This window comes from Xanthomonas sp. F1 (genome assembly GCF_014199855.1).
The window spans coordinates 545,492-563,717 of the sequence record NZ_JACHOK010000002.1; the positions used below are offsets into that span (position 1 = coordinate 545,492).

The following is an 18,226-nucleotide window of genomic DNA, read 5'->3' on the forward strand; positions in this document are numbered from 1 at the left end:
AGCGTCATGTCGTGGATCGGGGTGCTCTGGGTGCTGCTGCTTGCGCTCCCGGTGCAAGCGCTGGCCGAAACGGTAGAGTACTTCCACACCGATGCGCTGGGCACGCCGATCGCGGTAACCGACGCCAGCGGCAACCTGATCGAGACCAGCGAGTACGAGCCTTACGGCAAATTGCTCAACCGTCCTGTGACCGATGGGCCTGGGTTCACCGGGCATGTGCAGGATGCGGCGACCGGGCTGACATACATGCAGCAGCGGTACTATGATCCGGTGATTGGGAAATTTTTGTCGGTTGATCCTGTTGCAGCGAATATGAACAATGGCGTGAACTTTAATCGATACAAGTATGCCACTAACAATCCATATAAATTTATTGATCCAGATGGAAGATCGGATGTAAATTATTTCTATGGGGGCAATTTTATGGGGCTTGGGGCGGATCCGCTTTACTCCGCAGCCGAAAGATTCGACATTCCTGGCTTCACTACAGTCATGGGGCATTCTTGGGATAGGGGCTATAGAGATGATAGGGAGGCAATAAAAGGGCCGGAAGTAAGCTATAACTCTCTAAAGAATGATATAGCTCAAAATTATAAAAAGGGCGATTATATATTCCTTGGTGGTTGTCATTTGGGGTTCGGGTCTGTGCCCAGAGCGTTGGCTCGAGATTTTAATACAAAGGTGCTTGCGGGTACTGGTTATGTCAGAAGGGGGGAGAATAAAGATGGTGATATAACTTACACTGTAAATTCCAAGAAGGATGGTACTGGTTATAGCAGATATTTTGAAGTTTTTAATAAAGATGGAAGTTCGGGCGGTCGGATTGGTTCGGTTACCCAAAAAAGTGATGGTACAGTTTCATTTACCGCGGTGGATGCGCCTACTGGATCACATATTAGGCCGGTATCAGAGATAAAGCCCGGGGCTAACAATCCATGAACAGAAATATAGGTTTTATAGCTGGTGCTTTACTCGCGATTCAGTTGACTGCTTGTAATCAGTTCGATTCAAGTGAGGTAACCGAGTCTGACTCTAAAAGATATGTAATTATTGAGCAAAGAATTGAAAGTCGGGATATGAAGGATAGGTATTCCGATCTTGACAGAAAATCTTTCGTTAATGTTGACAGGCTTGCTGCACAAAGGGCTTTGGCTGGAGATGGAATGATAGCCAGAATGATTGGTCAAGAATTTTCTGAATTAAATAGGGCGGATGAGTCAAGATATTGGTATCAAATTGGCGCGGAGAATGGTGATGCTATCGCCATGCAGAATCTTTCGATAGCTTTAAGGGTTTCGGATTGTGTCCGAGCAAATTTCTGGTTAAAAAAAGCGCTGGAAGATAAAGCAGTTAAAAAAATTTACAGAGATGCTTGGGTAAGAGATCTGGAGCACGAGACGAGTGTTTGCGCGCAGCGTGCTTCCTCCTAATGAATGTCGTGATGTTGGGGTATTATTATATAGGACTTACTTAAATATTTCGCTGCGGAAATAGTACTCCGGAGTTGAATTTCCGTCACCAATAATAATAATTGGAGAGGCATCATGGAATTGTATTTATTGATCTTTTGTTTTGGTTCTTTGGGCTGTTCGTAGAATTTCTCCAGCCTTATGGTCGGCCAATGCGATTTAATCGAGGGCCTCCACCTCCTGTTTAAGGATGCTCGACGGCATTTGATCCTGGCATGGAGCTTATTGAAGCGATTGATCTATAGAGGTACAGGCGTCTTTTGCGGGTTTTCGCATCGTAGCAGCTACACGCGCTCGATGATCTGACGATGGTCAAAGATGTTGGCAGTCTCGACAATAGCCACTTCTACAACGCCAGCCTACAGTTGCTTACCGTGAACAACAGCTCTGACGGTTTGGTGTTTGTCTGCTTGAGCTAAGACGCGCGTCAGTAGAGAATATCAAAGAGGACTGACTGTGAGAATTATATCTATGTTGATTTTTGTGTTGATCATTTTCCCGCTTTCAGTTTTCGGGTCATCGCCTTCAAACAGATCAATAGAGAAATTGTTCGAAAAATCGACTGCGGTGATCGCGGGGAAAGTTTTGGAGGTTTATGGCTTCTGTTCTGACAAGGCAAGATATTGTAATAAAATTTATATGATATCGATTGATGAGAAAACGATTGTGTGGTTGCAGTCGCCTGAAGCCTCTGCTGCAGGCTACAATAAATTTTGCTCCAATGTTCAGTTGGAGGTTGGTGAGGCGTATACGTTGTTCTTGGAACCCGCCAGTGATTTCAATACCGCTGATTCAAGTAAGTGTCCTCTCGTTGTGGATATAGATGGTGCGTTTGAAAAAATTGGATCTTATATGTATCGCGTTGGGTCTCCGGAAGGTCAGATAATTGTCGACTTCGAGGGTGATAGATATTTGACCAATGCGGTTGTGGAGCCTAATTTTGAGAGTTTAGTTAAATCTCTGTCAGGTGTGAGAGGCTCGAAGTAGTTCGTCAATTGGCTGTCTCTTAAGAGACTCGTATGACCTTGTGCCGCAAGCCTTTGCGTCGGCGGGAGCCAATCTGCCGGTTTTGGGCAGGCAGGTCGCAATTTTCTTTCACGTTCCAAACATGCGTCATAGCCTTGGCCTGCCTCAGGGCAGACGCCGCCGTTGCAGTTGCCGGCTGATGCTGTGCGCGGTGCCTCCTGTTGCCGCTGCGATTAGTGGCTGGATTGCTCGACCTCAAACACGCCCGAGGCCTATCCGGTCAGGAACATGCGAGCGCTGGCTGGAGAACCCGGAATGGTGGTTTTTTCGCTGTGACGTGTTCTTCCAGACAATCTGCCGTGCGATTCCCCTTCGCTTACGCACGATCCAGAAAAAGCGAAGCCGGCGAATCGCCGGCTTCGTTTCCACACCCACTTCACATATTCAGGCTTACGCCGACAACTCCAACAACAACTTGTTGAGCCGACGCACATACGCCGCCGGATCCTTCAGGCTGTCGCCAGCCGCCAGCGCCGCCTGATCGAACAGCACCTTCGCCAGGTCGCCGAAGCGTTCGCCGTCGGCTTCCGCATCCAGCTTCTCGATCAGCGGGTGCGCCGGGTTGAACTCGAACACCGGCTTGCTCTCGGGCAGCTTCTGGCCGCTGGCTTCCAGGATCTGCCGCATCTGCAGGCCCAGGTCGCCCTGGCCGATGGCCAGGATCGCCGGCGAGTCGGTCAGGCGGTGCGAGACGCGCACCTCGGAGACCTCGTCCTTCAGCACGTTCTGGATGCGCTCGACCAGGCCCTGCTTGGCCTTGGCGGCTTCTTCCTTGGCCTGCTTCTCTTCCTCGCTGTCGAGCTTGCCCAGGTCCAGGTCGCCGCGCGCCACGTCGACGAAGGACTTGCCGTCGAACTCGGTCAGGTAGCTCATCAGCCACTCGTCGATGCGGTCGGTGAGCAGCAGCACTTCGATGCCCTTCTTGCGGAACACTTCCAGGTGCGGGCTGTCCTTGATCTGCGCGTAGCTCTCGCCGGTCAGGTAGTACAGCTTGTCCTGGCCTTCCTGCATCCGCGCCACGTAGTCGGCCAGCGACACGGTCTGCGCGCCGTCGCTGCCATGGGTGGAGGCGAAGCGCAGCAGGCCGGCGATCTTCTCGCGGTTGCCGAAGTCCTCGGCCGGACCTTCCTTCAGTACCTGGCCGAAGTTCTTCCACACTCCCTGATAGCGTTCGGCGTCGTCCTTGGCTAGCTTCTCCAGCATGTCCAGGGCGCGCTTGGTCAGCGCCGACTTCATCGAGTCGATCACCGGGCCGGACTGCAGAATCTCGCGGGAGACGTTCAGCGGCAGGTCGCTGGAATCGACGATGCCCTTGATGAAGCGCAGGTACAGCGGCAGGAACTGCTCGGCCTGGTCCATGATGAAGACGCGCTGCACATACAGCTTGAGCCCGCGCGAGGCGTCGCGCTGGTACAGGTCGAACGGTGCGCGGCCGGGCACGTACAGCAGCGAGGTGTACTCCAGTTTGCCCTCGACCTTGTTGTGGCTCCACGCCACCGGGTTCTCGTGGTCGTGGGCGATGTGCTTGTACAGCTCCTGGTATTCCTCGTCCTTGATCTCGGTGCGCGGCCGCGTCCACAGCGCACTGGCGCGGTTGACGGTCTCCCATTCCGGGGTTTCCGGCTTGTCCTTGTCCTCGCCGTAATGTTCCTTGGGCAGTTCGATCGGCAGGGCGATGTGGTCGGAATACTTGCGCACGATGCCGCGCAGCTTCCAGCCGTCGGCAAAATCCTTCTCGTCGTCCTTCAGGTGCAGCACGATGCGGGTGCCGCGCTCGGCCTTCTCGATGGTGGCGACCTCGAACTCGCCTTCGCCGCGCGAGGACCAGTGCACGCCTTCGCTGGCCGGCAGGCCGGCGCGGCGGCTGTACACGTCGACTTGGTCGGCGACGATGAAGGCGCTGTAGAAGCCCACGCCGAACTGGCCGATCAGGTGCGAGTCCTTCTTCTGGTCGCCGGACAGGTGCTTGAGGAACTCGGAGGTGCCGGACTTGGCGATGGTGCCCAGGTGCGCCACGATCTCCTCGCGGCTCATGCCGATGCCGTTGTCGTCGATGGTGACGGTGCCGGCGTCCTTGTCGAAGCCGATGCGGATGCGCAGTTGCGCGTCGCCGTCCAGCAGCTCCGGCTTGACCAGTGCCTCGAAGCGCAGCTTGTCGGCCGCGTCGGAGGCATTGGAGATCAGCTCGCGCAGGAAGATCTCCTTGTTGGAATACAGCGAATGGATCATCAGCTGCAGCAGCTGCTTGACCTCGGTCTGAAAGCCCAGGGTTTCTTTTTGGGTTTCCACGCTCATCGGTAGGTGCTCCATGAAGGATGGGCGGCCGCGCGGAGGAGGGCGCGGCTCTGCCGGCCGACATGGTGGCGGTCGCGGCCGGCTTCAAGCGCTGCGCGGCGCATACGCGCGACACCGCGCTGGTCTATGATCCGGACCCCGTTTCCGCGCCGCCCACTGCCCGCCGCCCATGCCGTTCCTGCGTTCCCCGTCCCGCCTGTCCCAGCCGCTGCGAGGCTGCCGATGAGCCGTCCCGGCGGCGGCCAGGTGCGGGTCATCGGCGGGCGCTGGCGCAACACGCGGCTGCCGGTGCCGGACCTGGCCGGGCTGCGCCCGACCTCCGACCGGGTCCGCGAGACCCTGTTCAACTGGCTGCAGCCGGTGCTGCCCGGGGCGCGGGTGCTGGACCTGTTCGCCGGCAGTGGCGCGCTGGGCCTGGAGGCGGTGTCGCGCGGCGCGGCCGCTGCGGTGCTGGTCGAGCGCGACCCGGGCCAGGCGGCGCAATTGCGTGCCACGGTCGCGCGGCTGCAGGCGCAGGACCAGGTGCATGTGGTGCAGGGCGATGCGCTGCGCTGGCTGGCCGACGCGCCGGCCGACGCCCCGGCGGACATCGCCTTCGTCGACCCGCCGTTCGCCGCCGGGCTGTGGGACGCGGTGCTGCAGCGCCTACCGGCGCGGCTGGCGGCCGACGCCTGGCTGTACCTGGAATCGCCGGCCGGGCAGGCACCGGTGCCGCCCGCGCCCTGGGCGCTGTACCGCGAGGGCGGCAGCCGCGAGGTGCGCGCTGCCCTGTACCGGCGCACCGCTGCTACACTTCCCGGCGACCTTCACGCGGTACCCGACGCATGACCGTGGCCCCTAGCCGCATCGCCGTCTATCCCGGCACTTTCGATCCGATCACCAACGGCCATATCGATCTGGTCAACCGTGCCGCGCCGCTGTTCGAGCAGGTGATCGTGGGCGTGGCGCAGAGCCCGTCCAAGGGGCCGACCCTGCCGCTGGAACTGCGGGTGGCGCTGGCCCGCGAGGCGCTGGCCGGGCACCGCAACGTGGAAGTGCTGGGCTTCGACACCTTGCTGGCGCATTTCGTGCGCTCGGTCGGCGGCGGCGTGCTGCTGCGCGGCCTGCGCGCGGTGTCCGATTTCGAATACGAGTTCCAGATGGCGAGCATGAACCGGCATCTGATCCCGGAGGTGGAGACGCTGTTCCTCACCCCGGCCGAGCAACACAGCTTCATTTCGTCCTCGTTGGTGCGCGAGATCGCGCGCCTGGGCGGGGACGTCTCCGGCTTCGTGCCGCCGTCGGTGGTGCAGGCGCTGGTCCAGGCCCGCCAGGCCGCCGCGCAGCGCTGAGCCGTCCACCATTCACTGACGACACAGAGGGAGCCGTTCCATGAACACCACCGCACGCGCGTTGCTGATCGCTTCGCTGGCCCTGGGCTTCACCGCCTGCAAGAAGGAAGAGGCCGCCAAGCCGGCCGCCGACGCGCAGCCCGCGCTGACCGCCCCGGCCAAGGACGACGACGCCGGCTGGAAGAAGTACCTGCAGGAAGTGGCGATCCAGAACATGGGCACCGTCACCAACAGCCCGTTCCTGTACTACCTGCCGCCGGAATCGGATCCGGAGTTCCAGGCCAAGTACGAGCGCCAGGTCGAAAGCGCCACCACCGCCATCGGCCGCGGCATCCAGCCGGGCAACATGCTGGCGTTCGGCTCCTCGGCCTCGGCCAAGATGGCCGACCTGATCGCCGCGGCGTTCGCCAAGGTCGAGCCGAACAGCATGAAGGGCGTGCGCGTGGTCTACATCGGCGCTCCGGCCGACAACGCCCGCGTCGAGGCCGTGGTCAAGCCGACCGGCGCCGACTACATCTTCGTCGAAGCAAAGTAAGCCCCGCGCGGGCCGGCGCGCCGATGCGCGCCGGTCCCGCCATCCCGCGCCGCCCGCAATGGGCGGCCGCGTTGCGCGGACGTGCCGGGTGCCGTCGCGCAGTTCCGCAGTTCCAGGCAGGCACAGGCGATGCGGATCTTCATCACCGGCCCCACCGGCGCCGGCAAGACCACCTTGGCGCGCCGGCTCGGCCGCCGCCATGGCATTGCCTGCCATGCGTTGGACGATCTGCACTGGGTCCGCCGCCCCGAGGGCGACGTGCGTCGCCCGCTCGAGGAAAAGCTGCCGCTGCTGCAGCGCATCGTCGACGACGAGCGCTGGATCGTCGAAGGCGTGCAGTTCAAATGGGCCGACGCGGCGATCGCGCGTGCCGACCACATCGTGGTGATCGATGCGGCCCCCTGGCGCACCACCCTGCAGATCGTGCTGCGGCTGGGTCGGCAATGGCTTGGCCTGGAGGCCGCCGCCTACCGGCCGACCCTGGCACGGCTGCCGCAGATGCTGGACTGGAGCCGCGACTACTACAGCCAGGAGCGCGCGCTGCTGCTGGCCAAATTGGCTCCGTTTCGCGCCAAGACCCTGCTGATCCGCCACAGCCGCGCGCGGTTGCCGCCGCCGCTGGACTAGTCGGCGGGCGGACCGCCCGGCGCGGAGGATGACGCCAGGAAGGCCTGCCGATGCGCAGCGATCCAGTCGTCGATCGACCCAGGCTGGAAATCCTCCAGTCCAGGCTGTGCCTGCAGCGGCGCGGCCAGCAGCGCATCGGCCTGCTGCGGATACTCGGCGAAGAAGCGAAACTTCGATGCCACCACGCGGCCATGGCCGGCGCCCAGCGCGACATCCACTTCACGCTCGAACGCGTCCAGCGATTGCGCGCGATAGCGCACCGGGCGGCCGAGCCCGGCGCTGAGCCGCTGCACCAGTTCCGCGCCGGTCAGGCTCTCGGTGCCGGCGATCCGGTAGCTGCCGCCGTGCGCGCCGTGCCGCAGCAGCGCCAGCGCGGCCTCGGCGCAGGCGTCGGCCGAGGTCCAGGCGATGCGTTGCGTGGCGGCGATCGGCGGCGCGAACACGCCATGCGCGGCGATCTCGGTGCGCGCGGAGGGCTTCAGCAGGTTGTCCAGGTACAGCGTCGGCCACAGGACCGCGCAGGGCAGGCCGGCGCCGCGCGCCAGCGCCGCGAGCGCGGCGTTGCTGCGCAGGCTGGGTTCGGGGCACGGCGCCGGCAGCGGCGCGCTGCTCAGCTTCAGCACCACCGAATGCAGCCGCGCCGCGCGCGCGGCCTCCAGCGCAAGCCGGGCCCGGGCCAGCGTCGTCTCGCCGGGGCCAGCGGGAAACTGCAGCACAGCGTGGGCGACGCCGCGGCTGGCCGCGTGCACGGCGGCGGCATCGTCCAGGTCGGTTTCGACCACCTCCGCGCCCAGCGCATGCAGCGCCGCGGAGGGAGCGCCGACACGGACAAGGGCGCGGACGGCGAGCCCGTGCCGGCGTGCGGCGCGGACCACGGCGCCGCCCTGCACGCCGTTGCCGAGAGAGACGAGGAGGGGACCGGAAAGCGGAATCGGGGACATGGGTTGGCTCCTGCTGGAGGGATCCGCCGCAGTTAGCCCGGTCGAAGGCGGCCCACGGACAGACCCCGGGACGATGGACACGGGGACTGTCGGGGAATCGCGCAGCACGGCGCGAACAGAGCCTCTCCGCCAGCGCGGAGAAGGGCCTGGGCCTACCGAGACCAGGCCAGCCATTTTCGACGCGGCGACTCTAGGCGCGGCCAACGCCGACGTCAATCGCGACAGGCTTGTCGCGCAACCGGTTCCGGCGCGGCGGCGATACAGCGTTCCGCGCCGTGGCACCGCCTTCGCGGGGCCGTCCCGCCCCGATCCGGTAAACTGCACCGGTCAGTGCCGAAGTGCGCCACATGTCCCTCAAGATCAACGAGCTCTGCGTCAACTGCGACGTCTGCGAGCCGGCCTGCCCGAACCAGGCCATCGCCATGGGCGAGACGATCTACGTGATCGACCCGGCCCGCTGTACCGAATGCGTCGGCCATTTCGACGAGCCGCAGTGCGTGGTGGTGTGCCCGGTGGAATGCATCGACCCGGACCCGGCCATCCCGGAGACCCACGCGCAATTGCTGGCCAAGCTGCAACGCCTGCAGCGCGACCACCCCGAGTTGTACCCACAGGAGCCCCCCGCCGCATGAGAAGCCTCGTCCGCCGTGTCCTGCTGCTCGCCCTGGTCCTGACGCCGTCGGCGTGGGCCGAGGCGCCGGTCGCCGAGGCGACCGCCACCGCCGCGGCCGCGCATCCGCCCGGCGCCGCGATCGCCAGCGGCCACCGCCTAGCCACCGAGGCCGGCCTGCAGATCCTGCGCGAGGGCGGCAATGCCTTCGACGCCGCGGTGGCGGTGTCCTCGACGCTGTCGGTGGTCGAACCGATCAGTTCCGGCCTCGGCGGCGGCGGGTTCTTCCTGCTGCACGACGCCAGGACCGGCAAGGACGTGATGCTGGACGCGCGCGAGACCGCGCCGGAATCGGCGACGCCGGCCGCGTTCCTGGACGCCAAGGGCGAACTGGACCGCGACCGCTCGATCAACGGCCCGTGGTCGGCCGGCATCCCCGGGCTGCCGGCGGCGCTGGTGGAGCTGGCGACCAAGCACGGCCGGCTGCCGCTGCGGCAGTCGCTGGCGCCGGCGATCCGCATCGCCCGCGAGGGCTTCCCGGTGTATGCGCGCATGGCCGAGGGCTACCAGTCGCGGCGCAAGGTGATGGAGCGCTATCCCGGCACCCGCGAGGTCTACCTGCGCAATGGCCGGCCGATCGCCACGGGCGACGTGTTCAAGCAACCGGAACTGGCCAACACGCTGCAATTGCTGGCCGACAAGGGCTTCGACGGTTTCTACCGCGGCGCCACCGCCAAGAAGCTGCTGGCCGGGGTCAAGCAGGCCGGCGGGCGCTGGACCGCGCAGGAACTGGCCGGCTACACCGTCAAGGAACGCACGCCGATCCGCTTCGACTACAAGGGCTGGACCATCACCACCGCGCCGCCGCCGTCCTCCGGCGGCATCGCCCTGGCCAGCATGCTGCAGATCCTGGAGGGCTACGACCTCAAGACCATGGACCCGGTGCACCGCGTGCACCTGACCGTGGAAGCGATGCGCCGCGCCTATCGCGACCGCACCTTCTTCCTGGGCGATCCGGATTTCACCCACGTGCCGCAGCGCATCCTGCTCAGCAAGGACTATGCGGTGGGCCTGCGCTCGACCATCAATCCGGACAAGGCCACGCCCAGCGACCTGCTGTCGGGCCAGCCGACCCCGCTGGAAGACGACGAGACCACGCATTTCTCCATCATCGATGGCGAAGGCAACCGCGTCGGCGCCACCCAGACGGTCAACCTGCTGTACGGCTCCGGGTTGATCCCGAAGGGCACCGGTGTGCTGCTCAACAACGAAATGGACGATTTCGCGCTGCGTCCGGGCACGCCCAACGCGTTTGGGGTGATGGGCTACGCGGCCAACGCACCCAAGCCGGGCAAGCGCCCGCTCAGCTCGATGTCGCCCACCTTCATGGAGAACGCGGACAAGGCCATCGTGCTCGGCACCCCGGGCGGCAGCCGCATCATCACCATGGTGCTGCTCGGCATCCTCGGCTACGACGACGGCCTCAGCGCGCAGCAGGTCGCCGCGCTGCCGCGTTACCACCACCAGTGGCTGCCGGACGTGATCGAAGCGGAGACCGGCACCTTCGACGCGGCCACGGCGAAGGGCCTGGAAGCGATGGGGCATACGCTCAAGCTGCCCGGCGACACGGCCGAGGAGGGGCACGGCTCCAGCCACGTCTGGGGCAACCTGCAGACGGTGGAGTGGGACAAGCGCCGCAACCTGCTCAGCGGCGGCAGCGACCCGCGCAACGAAGTCGGCAGCGCCGAAGTGCTGCAGACCGCGCCGGCGCCCTGACGCACTTTTCCGAATCCCCAATCCCGACTCCCGACTCCCGCCCATGAAACTCTGGTCCATCCAAGGCAACTCGCAGAAACTCGACGGCGGCGCGATGTTCGGCAACGCGCCCAAGGCGATGTGGCAGCAGTGGGCCGCGCCCGACGACGGCAACCGCATCGCGCTGGCCTGCCGCGCCTTGCTGGCCAGCCCGCTGGCCGGCAAGACGGTGTTGTTCGAGACCGGCATCGGCGCGTTCTTTCCGCCGGCGCTGCGCGAGCGCTACGGCGTGCAGGAGGCGCGGCACGTGCTGCTGGATTCGCTGCAGGCCGCCGGCTTCGACCACACCGACATCGACGTGGTGGTGCTGAGCCACCTGCACTTCGATCACGCCGGCGGGCTGCTTGCGCCGTACCGCGAGGGCGCCGCGCCGGAACTGCTGTTCCCCAACGCGCAGTTCCTGGTCGGCGCGGCGCACTGGCAGCGTGCGCTGCAGCCGCATCCGCGCGACCGTGCCAGCTTCATTCCCGAGTTGCCCGGCCTGCTCGAAGCCAGCGGCCGCCTGGAACTGGTCGACGGCGAGCATTCGCGCGCGCTCGGCGAGGCGGTGCGGTTCCGTTTCAGCGACGGGCACACGCCGGGGCTGATGCTGGCCGAGATCGTCGGCCCCACGCACGGCGAGGACGGCCAGGCACACGGCGGGGTGGCGTTCTGCGCCGACCTGATCCCGGGCCGCTCCTGGGTGCACGTGCCGATCACCATGGGCTACGACCGCAACGCCGAACTGCTGATCGACGAGAAGCGTGCGTTCCTGGAGGACGCGCTGGCGCGCGACGTGCACCTGTTCTTCACCCACGATCCGGACTGCGCGCTGGCGCAACTGCAGCGCGATCCCAAGGGCCGCTTCGTCACCGCGCACGAACTACCGGCGCTGCAGGCGCGCGCGCTGGCGGCCTGAGTGGCGGCTGACGAGCGCCTCTCATCACTCGGTGTTGCCGCGGCTCAGCGCGGCACGTCGTCCCCCTCGTAGGAGCGGCTTCAGCCGCGACGGGGGCACTCCTGGTAACGCCCGTCGCGGCTGAAGCTGCTCCTGCGGGGCTTCCGTGCTGATGAGAGGCTCCCCGGCATCGCCGGCATCCACGGGCGGCGTGGTGGCGCCGCGCCGCGCGTGCGTCACCAGCGCAGTGCGGCGTTCGCCGGCGGCGCGGCAGCGGTGCCGTCCAGCGCCACCGAAAAACCGATCGTGGTGATGCCGTCGCGGTGCTGCGCGAACACGCGCCCGCCGTGCATGCTGGCCACCGCCTTGACGATCGCCAATCCCAGGCCGTGGCTTTCGCGGCTGTTGGCGCGGGCGGCGTCGCCGCGGTAGAAGCGATCGAACAGGCGCTGCAGATGCTCCGGCGCCAGCGCCACGCTGGGGTTGGAGAAGGCGATCAGCGCCTCGCCGCCGCGCTGCGCGATCTCCACCACGATCGGCGCGGCGCCGGCCGAATGCTGGATGGCGTTGTGCAGCAGGTTGGACAGCGCGCGCCGCAGCAATGACTTCTCGACCTGCGCCACCACATCGCCGCGCACCTCCACCTGCAAGCCGGCCTCGTCCAGCAGCACCTCGAAGAACTCGACCGTCTTGCCGACTTCCTCGGCCAGCGACGCGTCCTCGCACTGGCGCGCGCGCTGGCCCTGTTCGGCGCGCGCCAGGAACAGCATGTCGGCGACGATCGCGCGTAGCCGCTCCAGTTCCTCCAGGTTCGACTGCAGCACCTGGCGCAGTTGCTCGGCATCGCGGTGCCGTGTCAGCGCCACCTGGGTCTGGCCGATCAGGCTAGCCAGCGGCGTGCGCAGTTCGTGGGCGACATCGGCATTGAAGCTTTCCTGCTGCGCGTAGGCGGCGTCGAGCCGGTCGAAAGCGGCGTTCAACGAGGCGCCCAGGTCTTCCAGTTCGCGCGGCAGCCGCGGCAGATCGAGGCGCCGGCGGTCGTGCGGGCCGATGCGCTGCGCGTCGGCCGACAGCCGCTGCACCGGGCGCAGGCCGAGCTTGGCGGTCCAGTAGCCCAACGCGCCGACCAGCGCGGTGCCGGCCAGGGTGACCAGCGCCAGGGCGATGTCGAAACGGCGCCGGGTGAGCGCGAACGGCGCGCTGTCCATCGCCGCGATCAGTTGCACCGGCGGGCGCACCGGCGTGGCCGGCAGCGCCTGGCCGATGGCCTGCCACGCCTGCGGATGCGCATCGGCGATGCCCAGCGCCTGCGGGTCGCCGATGCGCACCAGGCCGCTGCGGCCGCGCGTGGCCGCCGCCATCGCCTCGGCGCCGCGCCCGTAGCGGAACGCCGGGTCCTCGCTCCACAGCCAGAAGCGCAGGTCCGGCGCGCTGGAGACGCTGGCCAGGCGCGTATGCGCATGCGCGGCCAGGTCCGGCGAGCGGCTGTTGACCAGCATGTACTGCACCGCGTCCATGCGCGAGCGCAGTTCCTCGCGCTGGTGGCGGCGCAGCTCGTGCTCCAGCACCTGGTGCAGCACCAGCCCGATCAGGGCGAAGCCGAGCAGCGCGGTGGCCGCGAACAGGCCGGCCAGGCGCAGCGCGATCGAAGGCCGCGCCGGCGCGCTCATCCGGCCGTGTCCTCGCGTTCTTCCAGCACGTAGCCCATGCCGCGCACGGTGTGCAGCAGCGGCGCGTCGAACGGCACGTCGATCTTGGCGCGCAGGCGCTTGATCGCCACTTCCACCACGTTGGTGTTGCTGTCAAAGTTCATGTCCCAGACCATCTCCGCGATCGCGGTCTTGGACAGGATCTCGCCCTGGTGCCGGGCCAGTGTCGCCAGCAGCGCGAACTCCTTGGCGGTCAGGTCCAGCCGCTGCCGGCCGCGCACGGCCTTGCGGCTGATCATGTCGATCTGCAGGTCGCCCACGCGCAGCAGCGTGCTTTCCTGGGCGCGGCCGCGGCGCGCCAGCACCTGCAGCCGCGCCAGCAGTTCGATGAAGGAGAACGGCTTGATCAGATAGTCGTCGGCGCCCTCGCGCAGGCCCTTGACCCGGTCCTCCACGCTGTCGCGCGCGGTCAGCATGATCACCGGCGTGCTCTTGACCGAACGCAGCGAGCGCAGGATGGCGAAGCCGTCCAGGCCCGGCAGCATCGCGTCGAGCACGATCACGTCGAAGTCGTAGTGCAGGGCCAGGTGCTGGCCGTCGATGCCGTCGTAGGCCACGTCGACCGTGCAGCCCTGTTCGCTCAGCCCCTGCTGCAGGTAGTCGGCGGTCTTGCGCTCGTCCTCGACGATCAGCACCTTCATGGCTGCAGCGCCTCCGGCGCGGCGGTGCGTGCGCGGCGCGCCTGGCGCCGCTGCAGGTACCAGCCGTGCAGGCGGTCCAGGTACAGGTACACGATCGGCGTGCTGAACAGGGTCAGCAGTTGCGACAGCAGCAACCCGCCGACCATCGCATAGCCCAGCGGCCGGCGCAGCTCCGACCCGGCGCCGTGGCTGAGCATCAGCGGCAGGCCGCCGAGCAGCGCACACAGGGTGGTCATCATGATTGGCCGGAAGCGCATCAGGCAGGCCTCGAAGATCGCATCGCGCGAGGACAGCCCGCGTTCGCGTTCGGCATGCAGGGCGACGTCCACCATCATGATCCCGTTCTTCTTGACGATGCCGATCAGCAGGATGATGCCGATCATCGCGATCACGCTCAAGTCGTAGCCGCCGGCCATCAGGATCAGCAGTGCGCCGACGCCGGCCGAGGGCAGGGTGGAGAGGATGGTCAGCGGGTGGATGTAGCTCTCGTAGAGCAGCCCGAGCACGATGTAGACCGCGATCAGCGCCGCCAGGATCAAATACGGCTGGGTGCGCAGCGAGGCGCTGAACGCCTGCGCGGTGCCCTGGAAGCTGCCGCTGAGCGTGGCCGGCACCCGCAGTTGCGCCTGCGCCTTGCCGATCGCGTCCACCGCATCGCCCAGCGCCGCCCCTGGCGCCAGGTTGAAGGAGATGGTCACCGCCGGGAACTGGCCCTGGTGGCTCACCGACAGGTAGCCGGTCTTGCTGGTGTCGAGCGTGGCGAAGGTGGATAGCGGCACCTGCTTGCCGGTCAACGGCGAGGTCAGGTACAGCCGCTGGAACAGCGACGGATCGCCCTGCAGCGCCGGCGTCACTTCCAGCACCACGTGGTAGCTGTTGAGCTGGGTGAAGTACTGCGCGACCTGGCGCTGGCCGATGGCGTCGTTGATGGTCGCGTCGATCTGCTGCGGGGTGATGCCGAAGCTGGCCGCGCGCTGGCGGTCGATGGTCAAGCTGGCGATCGGCGCGGCGTTCTGCTGGTCGGAGGCCACGTCGGTCAGTTGCGGCAGCGCCCGGAACGCCTTCAGCAGCTGCGGCGCCCAGGTGTTGAGTTCGTCCAGGTTGGCGTCGGTGAGGGTGTACTGGTACTGGGTGCGGGCCAGGCGGCCGCCGACGTTGATGTCCTGCCCGGCCTGCATGAACAGGGTGACGCCCTGCACGTGCGCCAGGCGCTTGCGCAGCCGCGCGATCACCTGGTCGGCGCTGGCGGTACGGCCGTCGTCCTTGGGCTTGAGCGCGATCGAGAAGGTGCCGGAGTTGAAGGTGCTGGCGCCGCTCTGCATGCCGAAGGACAGCACGTCCGGATCGCGGCGGATGATGTCGGCCAGTTGCAGCATGCGCGTGCGCATCGCCGCCGAGGACGAGTCCTGCGCCGAATCGGCGGTGCCGGAGATGAAGCCGGTGTCCTGCTGCGGGAAGAAGCCCTTGGGCATCACCACGAACAGCGCAACGCTGGTGGCCACGGTCAGCAGGAAGCTGGCCAGGGTCAGCCGCGGGTGCCGCAGCACCGTCTCCAGGCCGCGCCGGTACGCCGCCAGCAGCGCGTCGAAGCCGCGCTCGAACGCGCGCGCCAGGCGCCCCTGTGCTTGCTCGGCGTGCGGCTTGAGCAGGCGCGCGCACAGCATCGGGGTCAGCGTCAGCGACACCAGCAACGACACCAGGATGGTCAGGCTCACCGTCACCGCGAACTCGCGGAACAGCCGGCCGACGATGCCGCCCATCAGCAGCAGCGGGATGAACACCGCCACCAGCGACACCGAGATCGAGACCAGGGTGAAGCCGATCTCGGCCGCGCCCTGCAGCGCCGCCTGCAGCGGCGCCATGCCGTCCTCGATGTGCCGGTAGATGTTCTCCAGCATCACGATGGCATCGTCCACCACGAAGCCGACGGCGATGGTCAGGCCCATCAGCGACAGGTTGTCCAGGCTGTAGCCGAGCACGTACATCAGCGCCGCGGTGCCGAGGATCGCCAGCGGCACGGTCAGGCTCGGGATCAGGGTGACCACCGCGCTGCGCAGGAACACGAAGATCACCGCCACCACCAGCAGGATCGACAGCAGCAGGGTGAATTCCACGTCGCTGACCGACGCGCGGATGTTCTGCGTGCGGTCGGCGAGGATCTTGACGCTGACACTGGGCGGGATCGACGCCATCAGTTTGGGCAGTGCGGCCTTGACCTGTTCCACCGTGTCGATGACGTTGGCGCCGGGCTGCTTGGTGATGGCGATCATGATCGCGCGGCCGTTGATGATGCCGCTGTCGGCCGGCGCGGCGGCGCCGGCGAAGCCCCAGGCGGCGATCTTGGCGTTCTCCGGCCCGTCCACCGCGGTGCCGACGTCGCGCACGCGGATCGGCGCGCCGTTGCGCCAGGCCAGCACGGCGTCGTTCCAGGCCTGGCTCTGCAGCAACTGGTCGTTGGTGGAGACGGTGAAGGCCTGGCGTGCGCCGTCGATCGAGCCGGTGGCCGCGTTCACCGTGGTGGTGGCGATCACCGCGCGGATGTCCTCCAGGCTCAGCCCCAGCGCCGCCAGCTTGGCCGGGTCCACCTGCACGCGGACCGCCGGCTTCTGCGCGCCGTACAGGTTGACCAGGCCGACCCCGGAGATGCGCGAGATCTGTTGCGCCAGCACGTTGTCGGCGTAGTCGTTGACCTGGGTCAGCGGCAGCACCCGCGACTGCACCGCCAGGATCAGCGCCGGCGATTCGGCCGGGTTGATCTTGCGGAAGCTCGGCGCGCTCGGCAGCGCACTCGGCAACTGCCCGGACGCGGCGTTGATCGCGGTCTGCACGTCGAGCGCCGCGGCATCGATGTTGCGGTCCAGGTCGAACTGCAGCGTCACCTGGGTCGAGCCGAGCGCGCTGGTCGAGGTCATCTGGCTCAGCCCGGGAATCAGCGACAGCTGCCGCTCCAGCGGCTGCGCCACGTTCGAGGCCATGGTCTGCGGGCTGGCGCCGGGCAGGCTGGCCGAGACCTGGATGGTGGGGAAGTCGACCTGCGGCAGCGGCGCCACCGGCAGCAGCGGCCAGGCCACCAGGCCCAGCAACAGCAGCGCCATGGCCAGCAGCGAGGTGCCGATCGGGCGCTTGATGAAGGCGGCCGAGACGCTCACGCGTGCGCTCCCGTCGTGGCCGGTTTGGTGTGCCTGGCGGGCTTGGCTTCGACCACCTTCGCTCCGGGATGCAGCCGGTACTGCCCATCCACCACCACCCGCTGGCCGGCCTGCAGGCCCTGGCCGATTACCGTCTCGCCATCGGTCTCGTCCAGCACCTGCACCGGCTGGTCGCGCACGCTGCCGTCGCTGCCGACCACGTACACGAACTCGCCGTCCTGGCTGCGCTGCACGGCCGCGCTCGGCACCACCAGCGCGCCGGCGCGCATGCCCAGGGTGATGCGCGCGTCCACCGTCTGTCCCGGCCATAACGTGTGCGCGGGATTGGGAAAGTGCGCCTTCATCGCGATGGTGCCGGTGCTGGTGTCCATCTGGTTGTTGAGCAGGGCCAGCGTGCCGTGCGCCAGCACCTGTCCGCTGCCGTGGTCGACCGCGTCCACGCCCACGCTGGCCGGCGTGGCATGCAGCGCGCGGTTGATCTGCTGGAACGCGCTTTCCGGCAGGGTGAACTGCACCGCGATCGGGTCGATCTGGTTCAGCACCACCAGGCCGCCGGCATCGCTGGCGTGGACGATGTTGCCCGGGTCCACCAGCCTTGCGCCGGCACGGCCGTTGATCGGGGCGCGGATGGTGGTGAAGTCCAGTTGCACCCGCGCGCTGTCGATCGCCGCCTGGTCGCTCTGCAGGGTGGCGCGCAGTTGCGTCACCAGCGCCTTCTGCGTGTCCAGGGTCTGGCGGGTGGTGGCGTTGTCCTGCAGCAGTTGCGTGTAGCGCTGCAGGTCGGCCTGCGCATTGCCCAACTGCGCCTTGTCCTTGGCCAGTTGCGCGGTGGCCGCGGCCAGTTGCGCCTGGTAGGTGCGCGGATCCAGCCGCGCCAGCACCTGCCCGGCCTTGACGTCCTGGCCTTCGCCGAAGCCCACGTCGATCAGTTGCCCGTCGATGCGCGAGTGCACGGTCACCGAGGCGATCGGCAGCACGGTGCCGATCCCGGTCTGGCGGATCGGCACGTCCTTGCGCAGCACCGACGCACTGGTCACCGGCACCGGCGGCGTGGCCGCGGCCGGTGCGTGGCGGGGGCGCAGCCACAGCACCAGCAGCAGCGCGACCAGCAACGCGGCGGCGACGAACGGCCAGCGTCGCCGCGGCACGGCATGGCGCGCTGGCGGATCGGCGGGGCGGGTGGGAGCGGCGATGGACATGG

General features: G+C 66.4%; 16 protein-coding genes. 10 read left to right on the top strand and 6 right to left on the bottom strand.

Translation table 11 applies throughout. The annotated features are described in order from the left end of the window. Positions 1-6: 6 nt before the first annotated feature. The 3 genes from GGR71_RS06965 to GGR71_RS06975 all read left to right on the top strand — a co-directional run bounded on the left by GGR71_RS06965 (position 7) and on the right by GGR71_RS06975 (position 2,456). On the top strand, positions 7-939 hold the full coding sequence (locus tag GGR71_RS06965) for an RHS repeat domain-containing protein (RefSeq protein WP_160962652.1): 933 nt from the start codon (positions 7-9) through the stop codon (positions 937-939). Beyond that, positions 936-1,430, top strand: a complete 495-nt coding sequence (locus GGR71_RS06970) for a hypothetical protein (protein ID WP_160962654.1) — start codon at positions 936-938, stop codon at positions 1,428-1,430. Before GGR71_RS06965 ends, GGR71_RS06970 begins: the two co-directional genes overlap by 4 nt. Before the next feature lie 510 nt (positions 1,431-1,940). After that, complete coding sequence (locus tag GGR71_RS06975; RefSeq protein ID WP_160962656.1) at positions 1,941-2,456, top strand: hypothetical protein; 516 nt, start codon at positions 1,941-1,943, stop codon at positions 2,454-2,456. A gap of 429 nt (positions 2,457-2,885) precedes the next feature. Here the strand turns inward: GGR71_RS06975 and htpG are convergent, their stop codons facing one another. Then, the gene (htpG, locus tag GGR71_RS06980) at positions 2,886-4,790 is read right to left on the bottom strand and encodes a molecular chaperone HtpG (RefSeq protein WP_160962658.1); all 1,905 of its coding nucleotides are present in this window, start codon (positions 4,788-4,790) and stop codon (positions 2,886-2,888) included. A 222-nt stretch (positions 4,791-5,012) separates the two neighbouring features. Here htpG and rsmD point away from each other — a divergent pair, with 222 nt between their 5' ends. From rsmD to GGR71_RS07000, 4 genes are all read left to right on the top strand, one after another. Further along, positions 5,013-5,618 carry a 16S rRNA (guanine(966)-N(2))-methyltransferase RsmD gene (gene rsmD / locus GGR71_RS06985; protein ID WP_160962660.1) on the top strand — a complete coding sequence of 202 codons (606 nt, stop codon included), beginning with the start codon at positions 5,013-5,015 and terminating at the stop codon, positions 5,616-5,618. Next, a complete protein-coding gene (gene coaD, locus GGR71_RS06990) occupies positions 5,615-6,121 on the top strand; it encodes a pantetheine-phosphate adenylyltransferase (protein ID WP_160962662.1) in 507 nt (168 codons plus the stop codon). The genes rsmD and coaD overlap by 4 nt, the downstream gene beginning before the upstream one ends. 40 nt (positions 6,122-6,161) lie before the next feature. Then, on the top strand, positions 6,162-6,656 hold the full coding sequence (locus GGR71_RS06995) for a hypothetical protein (RefSeq protein ID WP_160962664.1): 495 nt from the start codon (positions 6,162-6,164) through the stop codon (positions 6,654-6,656). A gap of 129 nt (positions 6,657-6,785) precedes the next feature. Further along, complete coding sequence (locus GGR71_RS07000) at positions 6,786-7,283, top strand: AAA family ATPase (RefSeq protein ID WP_160962666.1); 498 nt, start codon at positions 6,786-6,788, stop codon at positions 7,281-7,283. Here GGR71_RS07000 and GGR71_RS07005 read toward each other — a convergent pair. Then, complete coding sequence (locus GGR71_RS07005; RefSeq protein WP_184451768.1) at positions 7,280-8,224, bottom strand: NmrA family NAD(P)-binding protein; 945 nt, start codon at positions 8,222-8,224, stop codon at positions 7,280-7,282. The two genes, GGR71_RS07000 and GGR71_RS07005, sit on opposite strands and share 4 nt — an antisense overlap. 347 nt (positions 8,225-8,571) lie before the next feature. On the opposite strand from GGR71_RS07005, the gene GGR71_RS07010 reads away from it, so the two are divergent. Genes GGR71_RS07010 through GGR71_RS07020 form a run of 3 tightly spaced genes read left to right on the top strand, consistent with a single transcriptional unit; the run spans position 8,572 to position 11,547 of the window. Further along, positions 8,572-8,856 (top strand): YfhL family 4Fe-4S dicluster ferredoxin, encoded by a 285-nt coding sequence (locus GGR71_RS07010; protein ID WP_017908325.1) that lies wholly within the window; start codon positions 8,572-8,574, stop codon positions 8,854-8,856. Further along, positions 8,853-10,610 (top strand): gamma-glutamyltransferase, encoded by a 1,758-nt coding sequence (gene ggt, locus GGR71_RS07015; protein WP_160962668.1) that lies wholly within the window; start codon positions 8,853-8,855, stop codon positions 10,608-10,610. The genes GGR71_RS07010 and ggt overlap by 4 nt, the downstream gene beginning before the upstream one ends. Before the next feature lie 43 nt (positions 10,611-10,653). Next, complete coding sequence (locus tag GGR71_RS07020; protein WP_160962670.1) at positions 10,654-11,547, top strand: MBL fold metallo-hydrolase; 894 nt, start codon at positions 10,654-10,656, stop codon at positions 11,545-11,547. 215 nt (positions 11,548-11,762) lie between these two features. Here GGR71_RS07020 and GGR71_RS07025 read toward each other — a convergent pair whose 3' ends face one another. Genes GGR71_RS07025 through GGR71_RS07040 form a run of 4 tightly spaced genes read right to left on the bottom strand, consistent with a single transcriptional unit; the run spans position 11,763 to position 18,224 of the window. Continuing rightward, complete coding sequence (locus GGR71_RS07025) at positions 11,763-13,196, bottom strand: heavy metal sensor histidine kinase (protein ID WP_160962672.1); 1,434 nt, start codon at positions 13,194-13,196, stop codon at positions 11,763-11,765. After that, positions 13,193-13,876: a heavy metal response regulator transcription factor gene (locus tag GGR71_RS07030; protein WP_048489433.1), complete on the bottom strand. Its 684-nt coding sequence runs from the start codon at positions 13,874-13,876 to the stop codon at positions 13,193-13,195. The genes GGR71_RS07025 and GGR71_RS07030 overlap by 4 nt, the downstream gene beginning before the upstream one ends. Beyond that, the gene (locus GGR71_RS07035) at positions 13,873-17,025 is read right to left on the bottom strand and encodes an efflux RND transporter permease subunit (RefSeq protein ID WP_160962674.1); all 3,153 of its coding nucleotides are present in this window, start codon (positions 17,023-17,025) and stop codon (positions 13,873-13,875) included. Before GGR71_RS07035 ends, GGR71_RS07030 begins: the two co-directional genes overlap by 4 nt. After that, positions 17,022-18,224 carry an efflux RND transporter periplasmic adaptor subunit gene (locus tag GGR71_RS07040; RefSeq protein ID WP_160962676.1) on the bottom strand — a complete coding sequence of 401 codons (1,203 nt, stop codon included), beginning with the start codon at positions 18,222-18,224 and terminating at the stop codon, positions 17,022-17,024. The genes GGR71_RS07035 and GGR71_RS07040 overlap by 4 nt, the downstream gene beginning before the upstream one ends. Positions 18,225-18,226: the final 2 nt, after the last annotated feature.